At 71.1% G+C, this 20,695-nt stretch carries 19 protein-coding genes and 1 tRNA gene; 11 read left to right on the forward strand and 9 right to left on the reverse strand.

What is annotated here, in order from left to right:
- Positions 1-238: 238 nt before the first annotated feature.
- From def to H291_RS0106260, 6 genes are all read right to left on the reverse strand, one after another.
- Positions 239-724: a peptide deformylase gene (def, locus tag H291_RS0106235; protein ID WP_026365458.1), complete on the reverse strand. Its 486-nt coding sequence runs from the start codon at positions 722-724 to the stop codon at positions 239-241.
- A gap of 100 nt (positions 725-824) precedes the next feature.
- On the reverse strand, positions 825-2,069 hold the full coding sequence (gene fabF, locus H291_RS0106240) for a beta-ketoacyl-ACP synthase II (RefSeq protein ID WP_020014120.1): 1,245 nt from the start codon (positions 2,067-2,069) through the stop codon (positions 825-827).
- A gap of 130 nt (positions 2,070-2,199) precedes the next feature.
- Positions 2,200-2,448, reverse strand: a complete 249-nt coding sequence (locus H291_RS0106245; RefSeq protein ID WP_020014121.1) for an acyl carrier protein — start codon at positions 2,446-2,448, stop codon at positions 2,200-2,202.
- A 123-nt stretch (positions 2,449-2,571) separates the two neighbouring features.
- Positions 2,572-3,573 (reverse strand): beta-ketoacyl-ACP synthase III, encoded by a 1,002-nt coding sequence (locus H291_RS0106250; RefSeq protein WP_020014122.1) that lies wholly within the window; start codon positions 3,571-3,573, stop codon positions 2,572-2,574.
- A complete protein-coding gene (locus H291_RS0106255; RefSeq protein WP_026365459.1) occupies positions 3,570-4,550 on the reverse strand; it encodes an ACP S-malonyltransferase in 981 nt (326 codons plus the stop codon). Before H291_RS0106255 ends, H291_RS0106250 begins: the two co-directional genes overlap by 4 nt.
- Before the next feature lie 129 nt (positions 4,551-4,679).
- On the reverse strand, positions 4,680-5,813 hold the full coding sequence (locus H291_RS0106260; RefSeq protein ID WP_051109439.1) for a PucR family transcriptional regulator: 1,134 nt from the start codon (positions 5,811-5,813) through the stop codon (positions 4,680-4,682).
- 354 nt (positions 5,814-6,167) lie between these two features.
- Here H291_RS0106260 and H291_RS0106265 point away from each other — a divergent pair, with 354 nt between their 5' ends.
- Positions 6,168-6,755 carry a hypothetical protein gene (locus H291_RS0106265; protein WP_020014125.1) on the forward strand — a complete coding sequence of 196 codons (588 nt, stop codon included), beginning with the start codon at positions 6,168-6,170 and terminating at the stop codon, positions 6,753-6,755.
- A 132-nt stretch (positions 6,756-6,887) separates the two neighbouring features.
- Here H291_RS0106265 and aceE read toward each other — a convergent pair whose 3' ends face one another.
- Positions 6,888-9,653 carry a pyruvate dehydrogenase (acetyl-transferring), homodimeric type gene (gene aceE / locus H291_RS0106270; RefSeq protein ID WP_020014126.1) on the reverse strand — a complete coding sequence of 922 codons (2,766 nt, stop codon included), beginning with the start codon at positions 9,651-9,653 and terminating at the stop codon, positions 6,888-6,890.
- A gap of 440 nt (positions 9,654-10,093) precedes the next feature.
- Here aceE and H291_RS0106275 point away from each other — a divergent pair, with 440 nt between their 5' ends.
- The 3 genes from H291_RS0106275 to H291_RS0106285 all read left to right on the forward strand — a co-directional run bounded on the left by H291_RS0106275 (position 10,094) and on the right by H291_RS0106285 (position 11,175).
- Complete coding sequence (locus H291_RS0106275) at positions 10,094-10,501, forward strand: DUF3052 domain-containing protein (protein WP_020014127.1); 408 nt, start codon at positions 10,094-10,096, stop codon at positions 10,499-10,501.
- A gap of 6 nt (positions 10,502-10,507) precedes the next feature.
- Entirely contained in the window at positions 10,508-10,999 is a 492-nt protein-coding gene (locus H291_RS0106280) for a peroxiredoxin (RefSeq protein ID WP_051109388.1), read from the forward strand.
- Between the two features lie 102 nt (positions 11,000-11,101).
- Positions 11,102-11,175 (forward strand) — tRNA-Val (locus H291_RS0106285).
- A gap of 217 nt (positions 11,176-11,392) precedes the next feature.
- On the opposite strand, the gene H291_RS0106290 is transcribed toward H291_RS0106285, so the two are convergent.
- On the reverse strand, positions 11,393-11,755 hold the full coding sequence (locus tag H291_RS0106290) for a DUF4267 domain-containing protein (RefSeq protein ID WP_020014129.1): 363 nt from the start codon (positions 11,753-11,755) through the stop codon (positions 11,393-11,395).
- 86 nt (positions 11,756-11,841) lie between these two features.
- Between H291_RS0106290 and H291_RS0106295 the strand changes: the two genes are divergently transcribed.
- Complete coding sequence (locus tag H291_RS0106295; RefSeq protein WP_020014130.1) at positions 11,842-12,423, forward strand: TetR/AcrR family transcriptional regulator; 582 nt, start codon at positions 11,842-11,844, stop codon at positions 12,421-12,423.
- A 50-nt stretch (positions 12,424-12,473) separates the two neighbouring features.
- On the forward strand, positions 12,474-13,241 hold the full coding sequence (locus H291_RS33210; RefSeq protein WP_020014131.1) for a hypothetical protein: 768 nt from the start codon (positions 12,474-12,476) through the stop codon (positions 13,239-13,241).
- A gap of 150 nt (positions 13,242-13,391) precedes the next feature.
- On the opposite strand, the gene H291_RS28935 is transcribed toward H291_RS33210, so the two are convergent.
- A complete protein-coding gene (locus H291_RS28935; protein WP_020014132.1) occupies positions 13,392-14,480 on the reverse strand; it encodes a hypothetical protein in 1,089 nt (362 codons plus the stop codon).
- A gap of 169 nt (positions 14,481-14,649) precedes the next feature.
- On the opposite strand from H291_RS28935, the gene treY reads away from it, so the two are divergent.
- The 5 genes from treY (at position 14,650) to H291_RS0106330 (ending at position 20,569) form a co-directional block, all read left to right on the forward strand.
- Positions 14,650-17,172, forward strand: a complete 2,523-nt coding sequence (gene treY / locus H291_RS0106310; protein ID WP_020014133.1) for a malto-oligosyltrehalose synthase — start codon at positions 14,650-14,652, stop codon at positions 17,170-17,172.
- A complete protein-coding gene (gene treZ / locus H291_RS0106315; RefSeq protein WP_020014134.1) occupies positions 17,169-18,995 on the forward strand; it encodes a malto-oligosyltrehalose trehalohydrolase in 1,827 nt (608 codons plus the stop codon). The genes treY and treZ overlap by 4 nt, the downstream gene beginning before the upstream one ends.
- 70 nt (positions 18,996-19,065) lie before the next feature.
- The gene (locus tag H291_RS0106320; protein ID WP_020014135.1) at positions 19,066-19,725 is read left to right on the forward strand and encodes a hypothetical protein; all 660 of its coding nucleotides are present in this window, start codon (positions 19,066-19,068) and stop codon (positions 19,723-19,725) included.
- The gene (locus tag H291_RS0106325) at positions 19,722-20,252 is read left to right on the forward strand and encodes a hypothetical protein (protein ID WP_157236737.1); all 531 of its coding nucleotides are present in this window, start codon (positions 19,722-19,724) and stop codon (positions 20,250-20,252) included. Before H291_RS0106320 ends, H291_RS0106325 begins: the two co-directional genes overlap by 4 nt.
- Positions 20,249-20,569, forward strand: a complete 321-nt coding sequence (locus tag H291_RS0106330; RefSeq protein ID WP_020014137.1) for a hypothetical protein — start codon at positions 20,249-20,251, stop codon at positions 20,567-20,569. Before H291_RS0106325 ends, H291_RS0106330 begins: the two co-directional genes overlap by 4 nt.
- Positions 20,570-20,695 lie beyond the last annotated feature (126 nt).

The raw sequence follows: 20,695 nt of genomic DNA on the forward strand, positions 1-20,695 counted from the left end.
CTCACCAGGGCGGTGACGCTGTGGTCGGCTGCACAGCGGTGCTTCGGACCACATCCTGCCCGATCCATCCGTGACATGCGAGGCGAAACGGTGCGCATGCTGTCGAAAGAATCACTTCGTACGACGAGTTCGTGCGGCACATTCTTGCCTAAAGGGACGTACCGCCACTAGTACCCGGACGAATCTCTTGATGACTCATCCCACATGAGCGATATGTACTAAATAGAGCCCGGCTCCCTCACAGGCGCGCGCGAAGCTCCCGCATCGCGGCCCGGCGGGTCTCCTTCTGGAGGCGGTCCAGGTAGACCATGCCGTCCAGGTGATCCGTCTCGTGCTGGAGGCAGCGGGCCATGATCCCGGTGCCCTCGACCGTGACCGGTTTGCCGTCCAGGTCGATGCCCTCGACCCGCGCGTAGTTCGCGCGCACGGTCGGGTACCAGAGCCCGGGCACGGACAGGCAGCCCTCGCCGCCGTCCTGCAGCTCCTCGCCGAGCTCGACGATGCGCGGGTTGATGACGTAGCCGATCTCGCCCTCGATGTTCCACGAGAAGGCCCGCAGCGAGACACCGATCTGGTTGGCGGCCAGCCCGGCGCGCCCCTCGTCGTCGACGGTCTCGACCAGGTCGGCGATGAGGCCGCGTACGCGGTCGTCGATCGTCGTCACGGTGTCGCACGGGGTGCGCAGCACAGGGTCGGGAACCACTCGGATCTCACGCATTGCCATGGTGACATTCTCCCATGTCAGGAGGAGGAGAGCCGCGAGGCGCCCCGACATGTCAGACGCTCAGGTCACCGGGGTGACCTGAGCGTCTGACACGGACCTCTCAGTGGTTCTGGATGACCAGCGCGACGTTGTGGCCGCCGAACCCGAACGAGTTGTTGATCGCGGCGATGTCGCCGCCCGGCAGCTTGGCCGGCTCGTCGCGCACGAGCGGCACCTGCAGCTCGGGGTCGGGGTTCTCGACGTTGATCGTCGGCGGGGCCAGGCGCTCGGCCACGGCCTTGACCGCGAAGACCGACTCGATGGCGCCGGCGCCGCCCAGCAGGTGGCCGGTCATCGACTTGGTCGCCGAGAGCTGCACGTGGTCGGCGTCCGACCCGAAGAGCTTGCGGATCGAGGCGGTCTCGGTGAGGTCGCCCACCTTGGTCGAGGTGGCGTGCGCGTTGACGTGCACGACGTCGGAGGCGGTGACGCCGGCGTCCTCCATGGCGAAGCGCATGGCGGTCACCTGGCCGGTGCCCTCGGGGTCCGGGGAGGTGATGTGGTACGCGTCGGACGACAGGCCCACACCGCCGACCTTGGCGTAGACGCGGGCGCCGCGGGCGGCGGCGTGCTCCGCGCTCTCCAGCACCAGCACGGCCGCGCCCTCGCCGAGGACGAAGCCGTCGCGGTCGATGTCGTACGGGCGGGAGGCGTGCTGCGGGTCGTCGTTGCGCAGCGAGAGCGTGCGCGACGCCGCGAACGCGGCGAGCGGCATCGGGTGGATCGACGCCTCGGTACCGCCGGCGACGACGACGTCGGCCCGGCCGGAGCGGATCATCTCGACGGCGTAGCCGACCGCCTCGGCGCCGGAGGCGCAGGCCGAGACCAGCGCGTGCGTGCCGGCGCGGGCGCCGAGCTCCAGGGACACGTAGGCCGTCGGCGAGTTCGGCATGAGCATGGGGACGGTCATGGGCAGCATGCGCCGGGCGCCACGCTCACGGAGCGTGTCCCAGCCGTCCAGGATGGTCTGGATGCCGCCGATGCCGGAGGAGACCACGGCGCCGAGCCGCTCGCCCGGGACCTCGGGGCTGCCCGCGTCGGCCCAGGCCTCGCGGGTCGCGACGATCGCGTACTGCGCGGACGGGTCCATGCGCTTGGTCTCGGGGCGGGACAGGACCTCGGCCGGGTCCACCTTGATGGTGGCGGCGAAGTTCACGGGGATCCCGTACTTCTCGGCCCAGTCGTTCTCGAGGGTGCGCGCACCGGACACGCCGGCGAGCGCGGCCTCCCACGTGGATGCCACGTCCCCGCCGATCGGGGTGGTGGCGCCGAGGCCAGTGACGACGACTTCGCGTGCGGAGGTCATGATGATGCTCCCGAGGGTGTGGGACGAATGGGGGCAGGTGCTAAGGGGTGCTGCCGGTGGGCAGCGATGCCCGACGGCGGCGCGGGCCGGTGGATCTCAGCCGGCCGCGCGGCCGCCGTCGGGGGGCGGCTCAGTCCTGGGCGCCCTTGATGAAGCTCACTGCGTCACCGACGGTCGCGAGGTTCTTGACCTCCTCGTCCGGGATGCGAACCCCGAACTTGTCCTCGGCGTGCGTGACGATGGTCATCATCGACAGGGAGTCGATGTCGAGGTCGTCCGTGAAGGACTTCTCGAGCAGGACGTCGGCCGTGTCGAGGCCCGTCTCCTCGGCGACGATCTCGGCGAGGCCCTCGAGGATCTCCTGGTCCGTGTTGGCCATGGGACTTCCTTATCTTTCGGTAACGGTCACCGGCGCCGTCGGGCACCGGAGTCTTGCTGGTCAGATCTTGGCGCATCCCGCGACCGGAATGCACAACGGGTCACGTCCGTGGACCGTCCTGCGCTACGGCAGCACCACGACCTGTGCGGCGTAGACGAGGCCCGCGCCGAACCCGATCTGCAGGGCCAGGTCGCCGGAGTTTGCCTGTCCCTCGGACAGGAGCCGCTCGGCGGCCAGGGGGATCGACGCGGCGGACGTGTTGCCGGTCTCGGCGATGTCGCGCGCGATCACCACGGTATCCGGCAGACCGAGCTGCTTCTTCATCTGGTCGATGATCCGCATGTTGGCCTGGTGCGGGATGAACACCTGGATGTCCTGGGCGGTGACGCCGGCCTCGGCCATCGCCTTCTCGGCGACGGGGGCCATCTGGAAGCTCGCCCACTTGAAGACCGTCTGGCCGTCCTGGCGCAGCGTGGGCCAGCCGAGCGAGGGGTCCTCGCGCAGCTCGGTCCAGGAGTGCGTCTGGCGGATCGCGGTGGCCTTGGAACCGTCCGAGCCCCACACCGTCGGGCCGATGCCCGGCGTGTCCGAGGGGCCGACGATCGCGGCGCCCGCGCCGTCGCCCAGCAGGAACGAGATCGAGCGGTCGGTCGGGTCGATGATCTCGCTGAGCTTCTCGGCGCCGATCACCAGCACGTGGCGGGCGAGCCCGGAGCGGACCAGGGCGTCCGCCTGGCCGATGCCGTAGGCGTAGCCGGCGCACGCGGCCGACACGTCGTAGGCCGCGGCGGGCGTCGCGCCGATGCGCTCGGCCAGGATCGCGGCCGCGGACGGCGTCATGTGCATGTGCGTGATCGTCGACAGGATGACCGCGTCGATGTCGGCACCGGTGAGGCCGGCGGCGGCCAGCGCGCGGTTCGAGGCGGCCTCCGCGAGGTCGAGCATGTCCTTGTCGGCGCCGGCCCGGCGCCGGGTGACGATGCCGGTCCGCTGGCGGATCCACTCGTCCGAGGAGTCGATGGGGCCCGCGATGTCGTCGTTCGTGACGACGAGCTCACCGCGCTCCGCGCCGATCGCCAGGATCCGCGAGAACTGGGTGGGCTGGGCCTGCTGGAGGGAGGTCACTGGGCTGCTCCGGGTGTGCTCGTGCCGGCGACTGTGCTGTGGGCCGCGATGAGCTCGCGGGCCGCGTCGAGGTCGGCGGGCGACTTGACCGCCACCGTCTCGACACCCTTCAGGCCGCGCTTGGCCAGACCCGTCAGGACACCGCCGGGGGCGAGCTCCAGCAGGCCCGTGACGCCGCGCGCGGCGAGCTCGGTCATGATCAGGTCCCAGCGCACCGGGGCCGTGACCTGGCCCGCGATGTTGCGCAGCACGTCGGCGCCGGTGCCGTGGCCGTGGGCGCCGCCGGTGTAGGCGGTCCCGTCCAGGTCGGCGAGGAACGGCAGCGCCGGGTCGGCGGCGTCCCAGCCCAGGGCGACCGGCTCGAACTCGGCGCGCGCGGCGTCCATGAACGGCGTGTGGAACGCGCCGGCCACCTGCAGCGGGATCACGCGGGCGCGGGTCGGCGGGTTCTCCGCGAGCTTGGCCAGGTTCTCCAGGGAACCTGCGGCGACCGTCTGGCCGGCGCCGTTCACGTTGGCGGGCCACAGGCCCGCGGCCTCGATCGCGGCCAGCACCTCGTCCGGGTCACCGCCCACGACGGCGCTCATGCCCGACGGCGCCGCTGCGGCGGCCGTGGCCATCGCCCGGGCACGGCGCGCGACCAGGCCGGCCGCGCCGTCGTCCGTGAGGGCGCCCGCGACCGCGGCGGCCGACAGCTCGCCGACCGAGTGGCCGGCGGTGACGTCGACGACGTCCGCGGCGGCGCGGCCGTCGAGCAGGGCGCGCAGCGCGAGCAGGGAGGTGGTGACGATCAGCGGCTGGGCCACGGCGGTGTCGCGGATCGTGTCCGCGTCCGACGTCGTGCCGTGCGCGACCAGGTCCAGGCCCGCGGCCTCGGAGGCTGCCGCGAGGCGTTGTTCGGTGCCGGGCAGCTCGAGCCAGTCGCTGAGCATCCCGGGGGTCTGAGAGCCCTGTCCAGGGCAGACGACGGCGAGCACGCGTCCACTCTGCCAACCCTGGCCGCTCACGGGACGTCGCGACCTGTACCAACCTGGTCGGGGGGCCTTGTCGGGAACCTACAAGGCGCCCGTCTGGCGCGCAGGTTAGTGACGTACGTCTCGGCGGGCTCAGCCGCGGCCGAGCTGGCCCAGCGCCAGCGCCACCTGCAGCACGAACGACTCGCGCGCGTCGAGCGGGTCCCAGCCCGTGATCTCGGAGACCTTGCGCAGGCGGTAGCGCACGGTGTTGGGGTGAACGTACAGATGACGGGCCGCGGCCTCCAGGGAACGACCCGTGCCCAGGTAGGCCGAGAGGGTCTCCAGCACGGCGCCACCGGCGTCCTGCAGCGGGGTGAACGCCTGGGCGATCAGGGTGGCGCGGGCGGTGTAGTCGCCGGTCAGCACGCGTTCGGGCAGCAGGTCGTCGGCCATCACCGGGCGGGGCGCCTGCGGCCACGCCGGGGCGGCCGTGAGCCCCGCGAGGGCGGAGCGGGCCGAGCGGGCGGCGTCGGTCAGGCTGGGCACCTGGGTGCCGATCACGACCGGGCCGGTGCCGAACCGGGACAGGAGCGAGGCGGCCGCCGCCACGAGGTCGCCCTCGCCGCCGAGCACCAGCACGAGGCGGTCGCCGTGGATGCCCACGAGGGCGTCGCCCGCGGCGCGGCGGGCCACTCGGCGGATCTCGGCGGTGCGGATCTCGTCGAGCTCCTCGGTGGCGACCCCGACCACGACCAGGGCGTTGCCCTTGCCGCTCCAGCCGAGCGCGGAGATGCGGGAGCGCAGCGAGTCGTCGCCGTCGCCGCGCACCAGGGCGTCGACCACGAGCGCCTCCAGCCGGGCGTCCCAGGCGCCGCGCCACTCGGCGGCGCGGGCGTAGACCTCGGCCGCCGAGAACGCGACCTCGCGGGAGTAGCGCAGCACGGCCTCGCGCAGGTCGCGCTCGCCGCCGGGGGCGGCGATCCGGTCGGAGTGCGTCTCGACGACGTCGACCACCACGCGCACGAGCTGCAGGGTGTGCTGCAGGGAGATGGAGCGGGTCAGCTCGGTGGGCGCGGCGGCGAAGATCTCGCTCACGCCGTGCGGCGGGCGGTCCGGGTCCGTGAACCAGGAGGTGAAGGCGTTGATGCCGGCCTGGGCGACGAGGCCCACGTAGGAGCGGTCCTCGGCGGGCAGCTCGCGGTACCAGTTCAGGTCCTCGTCGAGGCGGCGCATCGCGGCGGCGGTCAGCAGGCCGCTGGCCTCGCGGACGCGCTGGAGGTTCATGGGGAAGCCGGCAGGGTCCAGCCCGGCGTCGGTCTCGGGTGCCTGGCCGGCGTCCTGGCCGGTGCCCTGCTCGGTGGTGCGGTCGGTTACCTGCCCGGCCTCCTGGTCGGTCTCCTGGGCACTGGCTCGAGCGGCCCGTCGTGTTGCTGGCACCCCGGCAGCATACGAGCCCGACTTGTGGAGAGTCCACAAACGGACTTTCGCGACAGTGCTATCCCAGTGAGTACGGGTGAGAAACTGTAGGGTCGAGGCATGGCCCTGATGCACCGGCTCCGTCGCCTCATCCGTCGGCCCTTGTCCGCGTCCACGGTCGGCACACGTCGGCAGTCACCGTCGGCACCCCGGCGTGGGGACGTGGGGCACGAGGACGCGCTACGAGCGCAGCTCACCGACGATCCCAACAACGAGGAGGCGTTCGCCGCCCTGGCGGAGATCGTCCGCCGCCGGGCCGCGGAGGACCCGACGCTGGAGGACCCGCTGCGGGACTCGGACGAGATCCCGGAGTCCAGGCAGCGGGAGGCCGACCTCGCGGTCTGGTCGCTGGCCGAGGAGCTGGCCGGGCACCCGCGCGGCTGGTACCCCCTCATCGAGCTGGGCCGGCTGTCGCTGGCCGACGACCCGGAGGGCGCCGTCCGCCGCCTGATCACCGCCGCCGAGCGCGACCCGGACGGGAACGCGCTGGCCGAGGGGCTCGCGATCCTGCGCGAGGCCGGGATGCCCGTGGAGGCCCTGGGCCTCGGCGTCGGGCACTGGCGCGTGCGGGAGCACTCGCCGGTCGTGGGAAAGCATCTCGTGCTCGCCGCGCTGGAGGCCGGCCGGGTATTCGAGGCCAAGCAGCACCTGCGGGCCCTGGACCTGCACCCGGACACACGAGCGGTCAAGCCGCTCCAGGCGGAGCTGGCCCAGGCGATCGCGGCGGCGGAGCAGACGACGCCGAAGTAGAACGCCGGCGAAGTAGAACCCTGGCGAGATAGAACTCTGGCGAAGTAGAACTGCAGCGCACCGGTTGTCGGTGCGCTGCAGTTCTACTTCGCCAGAGTTCTACTTCGCCCTGGTTCTATCTCGGAGACACGGTCAGCTGTCGCCGCCCGTGTTGCCGGACGTGCCGGCGGTGACGTCGAGCAGGCTGTACTTCTCGACGGCCTTGCTGACGACGTCGGCCGGGACCTCGCCACGGCGGGCGAGGACCTGCAGCGTCTTGACCACCATCGACGGGCCGTCGATGAGGAAGTAGCGCCGTGCGGCCGCGCGGGTGTCGGAGAAGCCAAAGCCGTCCGCACCGAGCACCGCGTAGTCGCCGGGGACCCACGCGCGGATCTGGTCGGGGACCAGGTGGTCGTAGTCGCTGGTGGCGACGAACGGCCCCTGCGCGCCCGAGAGCTTCTCGGTCACGTACGGGGTGCGCAGCGGCGCCGACGGGTCGACGAGGGCGTCGTGCTCCGCCGCGAGGGCGTCGCGACGCAGCTCGTTCCAGCTCGTCACGGACCAGACGTCGGCCGAGACGCCCCAGTCCTCCTTGAGGAGCTGCTGCGCCTCCAGCGCCCACGGCACGCCCACGCCGGAGGCGAGGAGCTGGGCCTTGGGGCCCTCGGCGTCGGACACCGCGATGCGGTGGATGCCGCGCTTGATGCCCTCGACGTCGACGTCCTCCGGCTCGGCCGGCTGGACCATCGGCTCGTTGTACACCGTGAGGTAGTACATGACGTCCTGCGCGCGACCGTCCGGCGTGTGGCCGTTCTCGCCGGGGCCGTACATGCGCTCGATGCCGTCGCGCACGATGTGCCGGATCTCGTACCCGTAGGCCGGGTCGTACTGCACGATCGCGGTGTTGGTGCCGGCGATGAGCGGGCTGTGCCCGTCGGCGTGCTGCAGGCCCTCACCCGTGAGGGTGGTGCGGCCCGCGGTGGCGCCGATGATGAAGCCGCGCGTGAGCTGGTCGCCGGCCGCCCAGAACTGGTCGCCCGTGCGCTGGAACCCGAACATCGAGTAGAAGATGTAGACCGGGATCATCGGCTCGCCGTGCGTCGCGTACGACGTGCCGACCGACTGGAACGCGGCCGCGGAACCGGCCTCGTTGATGCCGGTGTGCATGATCTGGCCGGACTCGGACTCCTTGTAGCTCAGCATGAGCTCGCGGTCCACGGCGAGGTAGTTCTGGCCGAGCGTGTTGAAGATCTTGGCGCTCGGGAAGATCGAGTCCAGACCGAAGGTCCGGGCCTCGTCCGGGATGATCGGCACGATGCGGTTGCCGAAGTCCTTGGCCTTGAACAGGTCCTTGAGCAGTCGGACGAACGACATGGTCGTGGCGACCTGCTGCGTGCCGGAGCCCTTCTTCAGTAGCTCGTAGGACTTGTCCTCGGGCAGCGTCAGGGTGGTCTTCGCCGTGGTGCGGCGCTCCGGTACGAACCCACCGAGCTGACGGCGGCGCTCCAGCATGTACTGGATCTCCGGCGCGTCGGCACCCGGGTGGTAGTACGGCGGCAGGTACGGGTCGGCCTCGAGCTCGGCGTCCGAGATCGGGATGCGCAGCGAGTCGCGCAGCGTCTTGAGGTCGTCGCCCTTGAGCTTCTTCATCTGGTGCGTCGCGTTGCGGCCGGCGAAGCCGGCGCCCAGGCCGTAGCCCTTGACGGTGTGCGCCAGGATGACGGTCGGCTGGCCCGTGTGCGCGCGCGCCGCGGAGTAGGCGGCGTAGAGCTTGCGGTAGTCGTGGCCACCGCGCTTCATGTTCCAGATGTCCTCGTCCGTCATGTTCTCGACGAGGGCCTTGGTGCGCGGGTCGCGACCGAAGAAGTGCTCGCGGATGAACGCGCCGGACTCCGCACGGTAGGTCTGGTAGTCACCGTCCGGGGTCACGTTCATCAGGTTGACCAGCGCGCGGTCCTTGTCGGCGTTGAGCAGGGCGTCCCACTCGCGGCCCCAGACGACCTTGATGACGTTCCAGCCGGCGCCCTTGAACTGGGCCTCCAGCTCCTGGACGATCTTGCCGTTGCCACGGACCGGGCCGTCGAGGCGCTGCAGGTTGCAGTTGACGACGAAGGTCAGGTTGTCCAGCTGCTGCTGCGCGGCGTGCTGGATCATGCCGCGGCTCTCCGGCTCGTCCATCTCGCCGTCGCCGAGGAACGCCCAGACGTCCTGCTGGCTGGTGTCCTTGATCCCGCGGTTGTGCAGGTACTTGTTGGTCCAGGCCTGGTACACGGCCGACGCCGGGCCGAGGCCCATGCTCACGGTCGGGAACTCCCAGAAGTCCTGCATGAGGCGCGGGTGCGGGTAGGACGGCAGGCCGCCACCGGCGTGCGACTTCTCCTGGCGGAAACCGTCGAGCTGGTCCGCCGTGAGGCGGCCCTCGAGGAACCCGCGGGCGTAGACGCCGGGGGAGGCGTGGCCCTGGAAGTAGATCTGGTCGCCGCCGCCCGGGTGGTCCTTGCCGCGGAAGAAGTGGTTCAGGCCCACCTCGTACAGCGTCGCGACGGACGCGTAGGAGGAGATGTGCCCGCCGACGCCGAGGCCCTCACGCTGGGCGCGCGTGACCATGACGGCCGCGTTCCAGCGGATCCACGAGCGGTACCGGCGCTCCATCGCCTCGTCGCCCGGGAAGTAGGGCTCCTCGTGCACACCGATGGTGTTCACGTAGGGCGTCGCCATCGACGCGGGGATGCTCACGTTCCGCTCCCGCGCACGGCGCAGCAGGTTGAGCATGACGTACCGGGCGCGGGGTCCGCCCTTGTCGTCGATCAGCCCGTCGAAGGACTCGACCCATTCCTCGGTCTCGGCCGGGTCGATGTCAGGTACGGCGCTGAGCAGACCGTTGATCAGCGGTCCGGTCTCGTCAAACGAAGCCACCAGCTACCTCTCTCGGTGTCGCGCGGCGCGGTCGCGGTTCGCGCTCCTCGCCGCCTCGTCAGAACCCGTCGCGTCGGCAGCGTCGCCACAGCTGGGGTTGCGGCTGTGCACGCCCACGCACAGGTGGTCCTATCTATTCTGTCCCCTCACAGCCTCCGCCCACACCATAGGGCGGTCAAGACTGCGTGATCTGCGTTACGTCTGTGTCGGTTCGCACCAGTATTGATACGCAGTATCGCAATGTTGAGACTGAGTGCATGACTCGCCCGTTGCCCGTGACTCATCGATTCATCAAAAAGACACCACACGTCCTGGCTACGAGGCATGGCGGGGGTCCGTGCACTACCTTTGGCGACGGAGGGCCCGACCCAAGGGCCGACAGAAGAAGACGGAGACGACCCGGCAGGTACTGCCGGACAGAGAAGGGAACGATCAACCAAGTGAGCACGGACACCCAGGGCGCGGGGCGCCTCGGCTTCGAGGCCGGCCAGGTCGTGCAGGAGTTCGGCTGGGGAGACGACGTCGACGAAGCGCTCCGGTCTGACATCGAGCAGATCATCGGCAGCGAGCTGGAGGACGAGGACTTCGGTGACGTCACCGACGGCGTCATCCTCTGGTGGCGGGACGACGACGGCGACCTCACCGACGCGCTCGTCGACGTGCAGACCGTCCTGGACGACGGCGGCCTGATCTGGATCTTCACGCCCAAGCCCGGCCGCGACGGCGAGGTCGGCCACGGCGACATCCAGGAGGCGGCCACCACCGCCGGCCTGCAGACCACCAGCACGTTCGCGATCGCGGACGACTGGTCGGCCACCAAGCTCGGCTACCGGGGCCGTGGCAAGTAGCGGCTCATGACCGAGTCTTCCGGAGCGCACGCCGCTGCCGAGGTGACGCTGAAGCCGGGTGACCCCGCACCCGACTTCACGCTCCCCGACACGCATGGCACGCCGACCACGCTGTCCGACCTGCGCGGCACGCCGGTGCTCGTGGTCTTCGTGCCGTTCGCCTTCTCGGGCACCTGCACGGGCGAGCTGTGCGAGCTGCGCGACAACATCGAGGACTTCGAGACCGCTGGCGTGCGGTTGTTCGTGATCTCGACCGACGCCGTGTTCACGCTCAAGGCGTGGCAGGCGGCCGAGGGCTACCAGTTCGACCTGCTGTCGGACTTCTGGCCGCACGGCGAGGTAGCGCGCGACTACGGCGTCTTCGACGAGGGCTCGGGCATCGCGCTGCGCGGCTCGTTCCTCATCGACGCCGACGGGATCGTGCGGTGGTGCGTGGTCAACCCGCGCGGGCAGGCGCGTGACCTGGAGGACTACCGGCGGGCGGTCGCGGAGATCTGACCGCGCTCGGAACCTGCTCGGGTCGAAAATCTGGCCGGGTTTCGGGTGCCGGGCAGGTATTGTTGGCCGCTGCTGGTGCGTGCTGCTGAGGCAGCGCTGCCGGGGCTCGTAGCTCAGTTGGTTAGAGCGCCACGTTTACACCGTGGATGTCGGGGGTTCGAATCCCTCCGGGCCCACCTAGTGCCGGTTACGTGCGGTGAGCTGCGGCGACGACGGTGTCGCCCTCGCCGGGCCGATGAGCGGTCAGAGGCGGCCGTGCTGCCCTGCCCGTCTGGGTGCGGGCCGTTGGCCCAAGGTGGTCGAACGTAGGGGTGGTCGCACTCTGAGCGCTCAGAGTGCGACCACCCCTACGTTCGACGCCGCTGCTCGTGCGCACGGAGATCGACTACCCGATCAGACGGCGAACAGCAGCCCCGCGTTGATCAGGACGACGACGGCCGTGGCGAAGTGGATCCCGAACGCGACCGACTTGCGCCCTCCGTGCCGCAGCACGATCACCGTGTCACCCAGGGGCGCCACCGCGACGGCGAGCATGAACCAGGCCGCGGCGTGGGCTCCCGCGAACGCGAGCAGCGCCAGCCCGACGATCCCGAACGTGGCGTCCCGCAGCCCCTTGATCTCGAGGTAGGCCCGGTCCTGCTTGGCGGGGACGCCGTAGCCGGCCGCGGCGGGGAAGGGGCTGATCAGGAACCGCGTCCCGATGAAGAGGATGAACAGGTTGAGGACCACGGCCAGGGCGTACGCGACGACAGTCATGCCAGATCTCCTTGCTAGCAGTGATAGCTGATATAGCGACGCTAGCAGAGCAGGGACAGAATTCCTAGCAGTGCTAGGATCTGGATATGGCAACAGGGACGCGCCGCGAGCGTGAGCGGGCTCAGCGTGAGGAACTGATCGTCAGGGCCGCGCGCGAGCTGGCAGAGGCAGAGGGCTGGGACGCGGTCACGACCAGGCGGCTCGCCGCCGAGATCGAGTACAGCCAGCCCGTCCTGTACAGCCACTTCAAGGGCAAGAACGCCATCATGACGGCGGTCGCGGCCCAGGGCTTCGAGGAGCTGGTGACGGAGCTGCGCGCCGCACGCACCGCCGTCCGCGGTGGGCCCGAAGCGCTGGCTGCGGTCGCGGCGGCCTACACGGACTTCGCCCGGGAGCGCCCGGCGCTGTACGACGCCATGTTCACCCACGCCGTCGAGGTGGAGTTCGCCACCCCGGACGGCCCGGCGTACCTCCGGGAGGGGTTCGGCGAGCTGCTCCAGGCGGTCGAGCCGCTGGCCGGGGACGACGATCCCGGCGTCCTCACCGAGACCTTCTGGGCAAGCCTGCACGGCCTGGCCACGTTGGAGCGCAGCGGCCGCCTTCCCATGTCGCTGCACGACGAGCGGTTGAGGCTGCTGCTCGGGCGGTTCACGAGGCCGAAGGGCTGACCTGCCCTGGGCTGGTCGGAGTCGACCGGGACGTGCCCTATCTTTCTGGCGTGACCACTCTTTCGGCGCTGCACGAGTCGCTCGACGATCCCGAGTTCTGGGCCCGGTACACCTACGCCTACGCGGACGGGCCCGGCGCGGACCGGCTCGGTGAGCTCGAGGACCTGCTGGACGACGACGAGGACGAGGACGAGGACGAGGACGAGGAAGGCGACGACGATGACCTGTCGTTCGACGTGGACTTCGAGGTCGGTGCCGGCCACGACGTCGTCCTGAGCATCGACGTCTGGGCCGACTCCTACAGCCTGGGTGTCGCCGTCCCCGGCGTGGACGAGCCGGCCGAGCTCGGCTGGGACGACCTCGCGCACTGGCACCCGCACGCGCTGCGCTGGTCGGAGCTCGACCTGATCGTCCGCGCGATCTCTGCGAGGAACCCGGGGCAGTGGCCCCCGGGCGCGGCGCTGGCCCTGCTGTGCCGGTTCGCCGCCGTCTTCGACGACGACGACGTGGACGGTGCCGTCGCTGCCGTCGACGAGGCCTACGCCGCGCTGCGCCCCGAGCACTGGGACGGGTACTGGCCGCGAGGCACCGACTGGCTCGACCGTGCCGACTTCCGCGGCAAGGACGTCAGGTGGCAGAGCGACGAGGCCGGGAACCGGTGGGTGACCGAGCGGGACGCCGACGCCGAGCCGTTCTACAGCATCCGGCTCGCGCCGGATCCGGGAGCCGACGACGGCTTCCCGCACGGCCTCCTTCGGGCCGTGCTGGACGCCGCTGCCGTGACGGTCGGCGACCGGGCGGAGCCGGACGGGGCCTGAGCTACGACGGGCGGCGTGTGCTCACCACAGGCCGCCCATGGGCCTCCGGGAGGGACTCGCATGGGACCCGCTCCGGCGCTGACCGCAGGCACATTTCAGCGCGACGGCGCCCGCACCAGGTGCGGGCGCCGTCGTCGCGATGAGAGCGGCCTAGAAGAAGTTGCGGGGGTCGAACTTCTCCGCGATGTCCGAGAGACCCTGGCCCGCCTCCGAGACCTGGTCGCCGACTCCGGAGACCTGGTCCCCGACGCCGGACACCGCGCCCTCGGCCGTGCCGGCGAGGTCCTCGACGCCCGTGGTCGCCTGGCCCAGAGCGTCCGCGCCGTAGCCCTCGATGCCAGCCGTGGCCTGGTCGATCGCACCGGCGCCGAGGCCCTCGACCCCTGCGGCGGCCTCGCCCAGCGCACCGGCCCCGTACTCCTCGAAGCCGGCCGTGGCCTCGCCCAGGGCGCCGGCACCGTACTCGCCGGCCGCCGCCGTCAGGCCCTCGACGTCGACACCCGCGGCGAGCGATTCGAAGTCGACGCCGAGGTTCGCGGCGTTCTCCAGGAGCGGGCCGGCCACGCTGCTGACCGCGGCACCGGCCGCGACGGCGCCCAGGATGCCCACGGCGCCGACGGCGACACCCGCGACGGCGCCGCCCGTGCCGACCTTGGCGAGCACGGACCGCATGGAGCCCGGACGACGGGCCTCGCTCCGGGCCGCTGCCCGGGCCAGCTCGGCGTGGTCGGCGGAGCGCGGCTGCTCGTGCGGCGGCAGCTCCGTCTGCATGCGCTGCAGCACGGCGTGGCGCTGGGCCGGCGTCAGGCGCGCGAAGGACTCGGCGTGGATCCGCTCGACCTGGTGCGGGTCGGCGGTCTGCATGAGGTAGTCGTAGCGCGCGATGGCCTGCCGGTCGGCGTCGGCGGTGCCTGGAGCGCCCCGGTAACCCTGCTGGGCGGGCGGGTAACCCTGCTGCTGGCCCGGGTAGCCCTGCGGCGCGGGCGGGTACCCCTGCTGCTGTCCGGGGTAGCCCTGCTGAGCGCCCGGGTACCCCTGCTGGCCGGGGTAGCCCTGACCCGGCGCGCCCTGCTGCTGGTTGCGCCCGCTCACCGCGTCGGCGACGTCCTTCAGGGTGGACTGCCAGGACCTCTGCCCCGTCGAACCGCCCTGCGGCGCGCCCTGTTGCTGCTGCTGCCCGTCGTTCTGCGAGTCGAGCATCTTCTTGGCCAGGCCGATCATGTTCGAGAGCTTGGACATGCGGTCCGTTCCTTCCGTCGGGGCGGAAGGACCACGCTTCCAGCCCATCATGAGAAGTACGTGAGACCAGGATGAGAGATTCACCCGGTGGCCTGGCGATATGCACCGGGATCAGCCATCGTGTGAAGCGCGCGGGACGTCCGAGCCCCCACCGAGCGACGGAGGCACAGTGCATTCCCATCTCCCTGGACCCGGCCGCCGCACCCCGGTCAGCACGTATCGGCTCCAGCTCGGTCCGGAACTGACGTTCGCGGACGCCGAGAAGGCGCTCCCGTACCTCGACACCCTCGGGATCACGGACCTCTACCTCTCGCCCGTGCTGCAGGCCGCGCCCGGTTCCACGCACGGGTACGACGTCGTGGACCACACCCGGATCAGCGACGTCATGGGTGGCCGGGACGGCCTCGAACGGCTCGCGGCCGCGGCGCACGCGCGGGGGATGGGCGTCGTCGTCGACGTGGTGCCGAACCACATGGCCGTGCCGACGCCGGCCTGGCACAACCGGGCGCTGTGGTCCGCGCTCAAGCACGGCCACGAGTCCCCGTACGCGCACTGGTTCGACCTCGAGATCGCCGCGGGCGAGGGGCTCCTGATGCCGGTGCTGGGCGCGCGGATCGGCACGGTGCTCGCGGCGGGGGAGCTCGTGCTGGACCGCGCCGTCGTGCCCGGGGAGGGCGACGAGGAGCAGCCCGTGCTGCGCTACTACGACCACCTGTTCCCCGTGCGGCCCGAGACCGAGGACCTGCCGCTCGCCGAGCTGGTGGGCCGCCAGCACTACCGGCTCGCCTACTGGCGCGTGGCCGACGAGGAGCTCAACTACCGGCGCTTCTTCGACGTCGGCACGCTGGCGGGCATCCGCGTGGAGGACGACGACGTCTTCGACGCCACGCACGCCCTGCTGCTGGAGCTCTTCCACGCGGGCGTGGTCGACGGCTTCCGGATCGACCACCCCGACGGGCTGGCCGACCCGCGCGGCTACCTGCGGCGGCTGGACGAGGCGACCGGCGGGGCGTGGGTCGTGGCAGAGAAGATCCTCGAGGAGGACGAGGCCCTGCCCGACGACTGGCCCGTCGCCGGCACCACTGGTTACGACACGGCCTGGCGGCTGCACGCCCTGCAGGTGGATGCCGACGGCGCGGCCCCGCTCGCCGCGCTCATGCACGAGGTGGCGGGCGAGCAGACCAGCCTGGACGACGTGATCGAGCAGGCCAAGCGGCAGATCGTCGAGACCTCGCTGTACGCGGAGACCCATCTGCTGACGACGATGCTCGCCGACATCTGCCGAGAGGACGTGCGGCTGCGCGACCACACGTTCCGGTCGCTGCAGGACTGCGTGGTCGAGCTGGTCGTCGCGTTCGGCCGGTACCGCGCGTACGTCGTCCCCGGCGAGACCGCGCCGGCGGAGGCGGAGCGCGTGGTGCGGGAGGCGGCCGACGTCGCCCGGGCGCGCCTCGACCCGGACCGGCACGACACGCTGGACCTCGTGGTCGACCTGGTGCTCGGGCGCGAGGCCGGGTCGGCGGGGCGGCGCGACGAGGAGCGGCGTGCCGAGCTCGTGGTCCGGTTCCCGCAGGTGTGCGGCGCCGTGATGGCCAAGGGCGTGGAGGACACGGCGTACTACCGGTGGACCCACCTGGTCAGCCTGTGCGAGGTGGGCGGGGCGCCGGCGCGGTTCGGCGTCGGGCCGGACGAGCTGCACGCGCACGCGCGGCACACCGCCGAGTCGTGGCCCGCGACGATGACCGCCGGGTCCACGCACGACACGAAGCGCGGCGAGGACGTGCGGTCGCGGATCGGGGCGGTGTCCTCGCACGCGGAGGCCTGGGTCGGGCTGGTGCACCGGCTGCGGGAGGCGACGTCGGACGTGCGACCTGCCGATCTCGACGGTCGCACCGAGAACCTGCTCTGGCAGACGCTCGCCGGGACCTGGACGCCGGACGGGCCGATCGAGGCCGAGCGGCTCGCCGCGTACCTGGTCAAGGCGTCGCGCGAGCAGAAGGCGTGGACCACGTGGACGGCGCCCGACGTCGTCCGGGAGGAGGCGTTGGTCGGGTACGCGACCTCGCTGCTGACGCACCCCGAGGTCGTCGCCGGGTTCGACGGGTGGGTCGCCGAGGTGACGCCGACCGTGCGGCGGTCGGTGCTCGCGACCAAGCTGCTGCAGCTCACCGTGCCCGGCGTCGCCGACGTCTACCAGGGGACCGAGGTGACCGGGACGTCGCTCGTCGATCCGGACAACCGGCGGCCCGTGGACCTGGAGGGGCTCGCGACGGTGCTCGGGTCGCTCGACGCGGGGCGGACACCGGTGGGGCTCGCGGAGGAGAAGCTCGTGGTGACGGCCGCCGCGTTGCGGGTACGGCGGGAGTATCCCGGGGCGTTCGTCGGGGAGGACGCCGGGTACGAGCCGCTGCCGGTGACCACCGGACGGGCCGTCGGGTTTGCGCGGCTCGATGCTGCCGGGCCCCGGGTGGTCGTGGTCGCGACGCGGCTCGGGGATGCACCGGGGCTGTCGGAGGCGTCGATGGTGCTGCCGGAACCTGCGTCCGGAGAGGCGTGGCGGTCGGTGCTGACCGGGGCCTTGGCCGATGCCGGGGCGGTGCGGCTCGGCGACCTGCTGGGGGACTGGCCGGTCGCGCTGCTGGTGGCGGAGGCTGCTGGTGATGACGGTTCGGCTCAGGGGGTGGACGCATGATCGGGGACCTGCGGGTCTGGGCGCCGCGGGCATCCCGCGTCGACCTGGTCCTGTCGGCCAGCGGCAGCACGGAGGCGATGGACGCCGACTCCGGGGGCTGGTGGCGCTCCCGCCGTCCGCTGCTGGCCGGGACCGACTACGCCTTCTCGCTCGACGGCGGCCCGCCGCGCCCTGACCCGCGCAGCCCCTGGCAGCCCGCGGGCGTGCACGGCCCGTCGCGCACCTTCGACGCCGGAGCCTTCCCGTGGTCCGACGGCGGCTGGGCCGGCCGCGACGTCCGCGGCGCCGTCATCTACGAGCTGCACGTCGGCACGTTCACGCCCGAGGGCACGCTCGACGCCGCCGTCGGGCGCCTCGACCACCTCGCCGACCTCGGGGTCGACGTCGTCGAGCTGATGCCGGTCGCCGCGTTCGGCGGGCACCACGGCTGGGGGTACGACGGCGTCGCACTGTGGGCGGTGCACGAACCGTACGGCGGCCCGGCCGCGCTCCAGCGCTTCGTGGACGCCGCGCACGCGCGCGGGCTCGCCGTGTGCCTCGACGTCGTCGACAACCACCTGGGGCCGTCGGGGAACTACCTCGCCGAGTTCGGTCCCTACTTCACCGACCAGCACCAGACGCCGTGGGGCGCGGCCGTGAACCTCGACGGCGACGGCTCCGCCGAGGTGCGCGCGTTCGTCGTCGAGAAGGCGCTGCGGTGGTTCCGGGACTTCCACGTGGATGTGCTGCGGCTCGATGCTGTCCACGCCCTGGTTGACGACTCGCCGCGGCACGTGCTGGCGGAGCTGTCGGACGCGGTTTCTTTGCTTGCTGCCGATCTGGGGCGGCCGTTGTCGCTGGTGGCCGAGTCGGACGCCAACGATCCGCGGACCGTGACACCCACTCGTGAGGCGTTCCAGGGACGGGCCGGGTACGGGATGACGGCGCAGTGGGCCGACGACGTCCACCACGCCCTGCACACCCTGATCACCGGCGAACGGCAGGGGTACTACGCCGACTTCGGCACTCCGGACACGCTCGCCAAGGCGCTCACCGACGTCTTCGTGCACGACGGCGGCTGGTCCACCTTCCGCGGCAAGAACTGGGGCGCGCCCGTGCCCGCCGAGCTGGACCGACGACGCTTCGTCGTCTGCTCCCAGAACCACGACCAGGTGGGCAACCGGGCACTCGGCGACCGGCCGTCGCGCGTGCTGACGCCGGGGGCGCTCGCGGTGAGCGCGGCCGTGGTGCTGCTCGGGCCGTTCACGCCGATGCTGTTCATGGGCGAGGAGTGGGGCGCGACGACGCCGTTCCAGTACTTCTCGGACCATGAGGAGCCGGAGCTCGCGGCGGCGATCTCGCGCGGGCGGGCGGCGGAGTTCGGCGGGCACGGGTGGGTCGAGCTTTATGGGGCTGGGGTTGTGGTGCCTGATCCGCAGGCTTTGTCGACGTTCGAGGCTTCGCGGTTGGACTGGGGGGAGGCTTCGGGCGAGGGCGGGGCTCGGATGCTGGAGTTCTATCGGCGGTTGGTGAGGCTGCGGCGCGCGGAGGCGGCTGTGGCCTCGGGGGATGCTTCCGGGACGTCCGTGCAGGTCGGGGACGGGGTGGTGGTGATGACGCGTTCGGCTGGTGGCTCTGGTGATTCTGGCTCTGGTGGGCGCGTGGATGTGGTGCTGGTGCTGGAGGAGGGACCGGTGTCGGTGGTGGTTGAGCGCGACGGCGAGCCGGCGTCGGTAGTGCTCGACTCCGGCGTGATGCTCGGGGGTGAGGCTGCGGTTGTCGAGAGCGGGTCGGGTCGGACCACGGTGAGGGTGTCGGGGCCGGGGGTCGTGGTGCTGCGGTGAGTGGGCGTTGGCTACGCTCGCTATCCGTGAGGCACCTTGGACGAACCCGGCGGCACCGAGTGAGCTGCGCGTGAACGACTTCGACCTGCTCCTGGCGGAGTGCTCATGGCTCACCCAACAGAGTGTTGACCTGGCCGCGCCCAGACAGAATTGGCCCATCGACATCGCGGGCATGCCTGTCATGTCGAGGCTTCTGTCGACGGCGACGGTCACTCCCGTCCGGCTCGACGGCATCGATCACGAGCTACTTGCCTGGGGGCCGCCGTCGGACCGTCGCGGCTGGTTGTGTCAGCCGCCGACGCACTGTGACGACGCGAATGCTCCGGAGGTATTGCGGGCGGTGTGGGCTGCCACGGGCGGGATCGTCGAGCACTTCGGTGCGGTGTCTGACGACTGGTGGTGGCTCAACTGCAATGACGTCCTGACCCGCGAGGCCGCCGCACATTCGGTGGAGCAGATGCTGGGCGCCTACGAATGGATGTGGGCCGACGAAGGGCTCGAAATTCCGATCAAGGCAGACGACTACGTTCCGGTAGCCATTGAGGCGAACGGCAACCTGACCCTCGCGCACCGGCTGACGGGGAAGGTGGTCTGGTTCGCACCGGACCACTCCGCATCCGACGTCACGGTGCTGCCGGGCTGCCCGGAGTACTCCCTGTACACGTTCGACGGCGCGACGGACCTGACCTCGTGGATCGAAGCGGGCGCTGCCCAGTGGGCGACGCCGTGACGTCGCTGAGCGACATTCAGCAGCGGCTCGTCGTGCCCTTCTACCTGCAGATGATGGGCGCGAATGTCGTGGATCTGGAACCTGAGCTGCGTGACGAGCTGGTGCAGGTCAGCACAACCGTCACGGTTGCCGAGGTGTGCCAGCTTCTCGATTCGGCGTGGGGGTGGCGGCCCCTGGTGATGGGCACCTGGTTCGCACTGGCCATGCCTGACGACGAGGTCAAACACGAGCTCGTCACCGCAATGGCATCCTCAGCAGGCGGGCTGACGGCACCACCGCTTGCTGCGGTGAGCGCTCTCGTTGCTGGTGCCGAGGCGATCGACGCCCTGCAGACCTACGCGGAATGGATTGCGGACCCACTACGCAGGGACGGGTCGTACGAGGTGGTCGCCGCAGGAATCGTGCACCTCGGTGGCACGCCGCCTGCGTTCGCCTCGTCAGCGTCCACCGCGGTCTTTGAGAGCCTGTATCGCCGCGCAAAAGAACTGCGTCTCGCGTTCCTCGATGCTCGGAACGGACTGTCGTGACCGACGACGATGGCGAACCGCGATGGGACGGCTTCGGATCGGACGAGGAACGACTGAGCCGGCAGCGGCAGGGGGTCTTGAACGAACTGACGCGTGAGATCACCGCCGGCCACGAGTTGCACGGTCGGATCGTCCGGGTGGAGGCGTTCTTCACGGCCACCGACGATGTGATCGTCCGCCTCGAGGACGACACGTTCGCCCTTGTTCATCCGACCTGGATCAGGCGTGCCGAACGGCCCGGCTACCCCGAGACGACGATGCTCGGTTCAGCGGATGCTGCGAAGGCATTCATGTCCCGGTGGGAGGAGCGGTACTGAGGGCCGGGCGCTCGAGGGCCGGTCGACCCCGGCCGGCGTCGTCGGCTCCTGACGGACGCGCTGGCGCCTCGCCTCTCGGGTCCGAGCGAAATGTGACAACCTGACCTGCCGAACGGCACGGACCAC

This window comes from Promicromonospora sukumoe 327MFSha3.1 (genome assembly GCF_000385135.1).
Lineage (GTDB): Bacteria > Actinomycetota > Actinomycetes > Actinomycetales > Cellulomonadaceae > Promicromonospora > Promicromonospora sukumoe_B.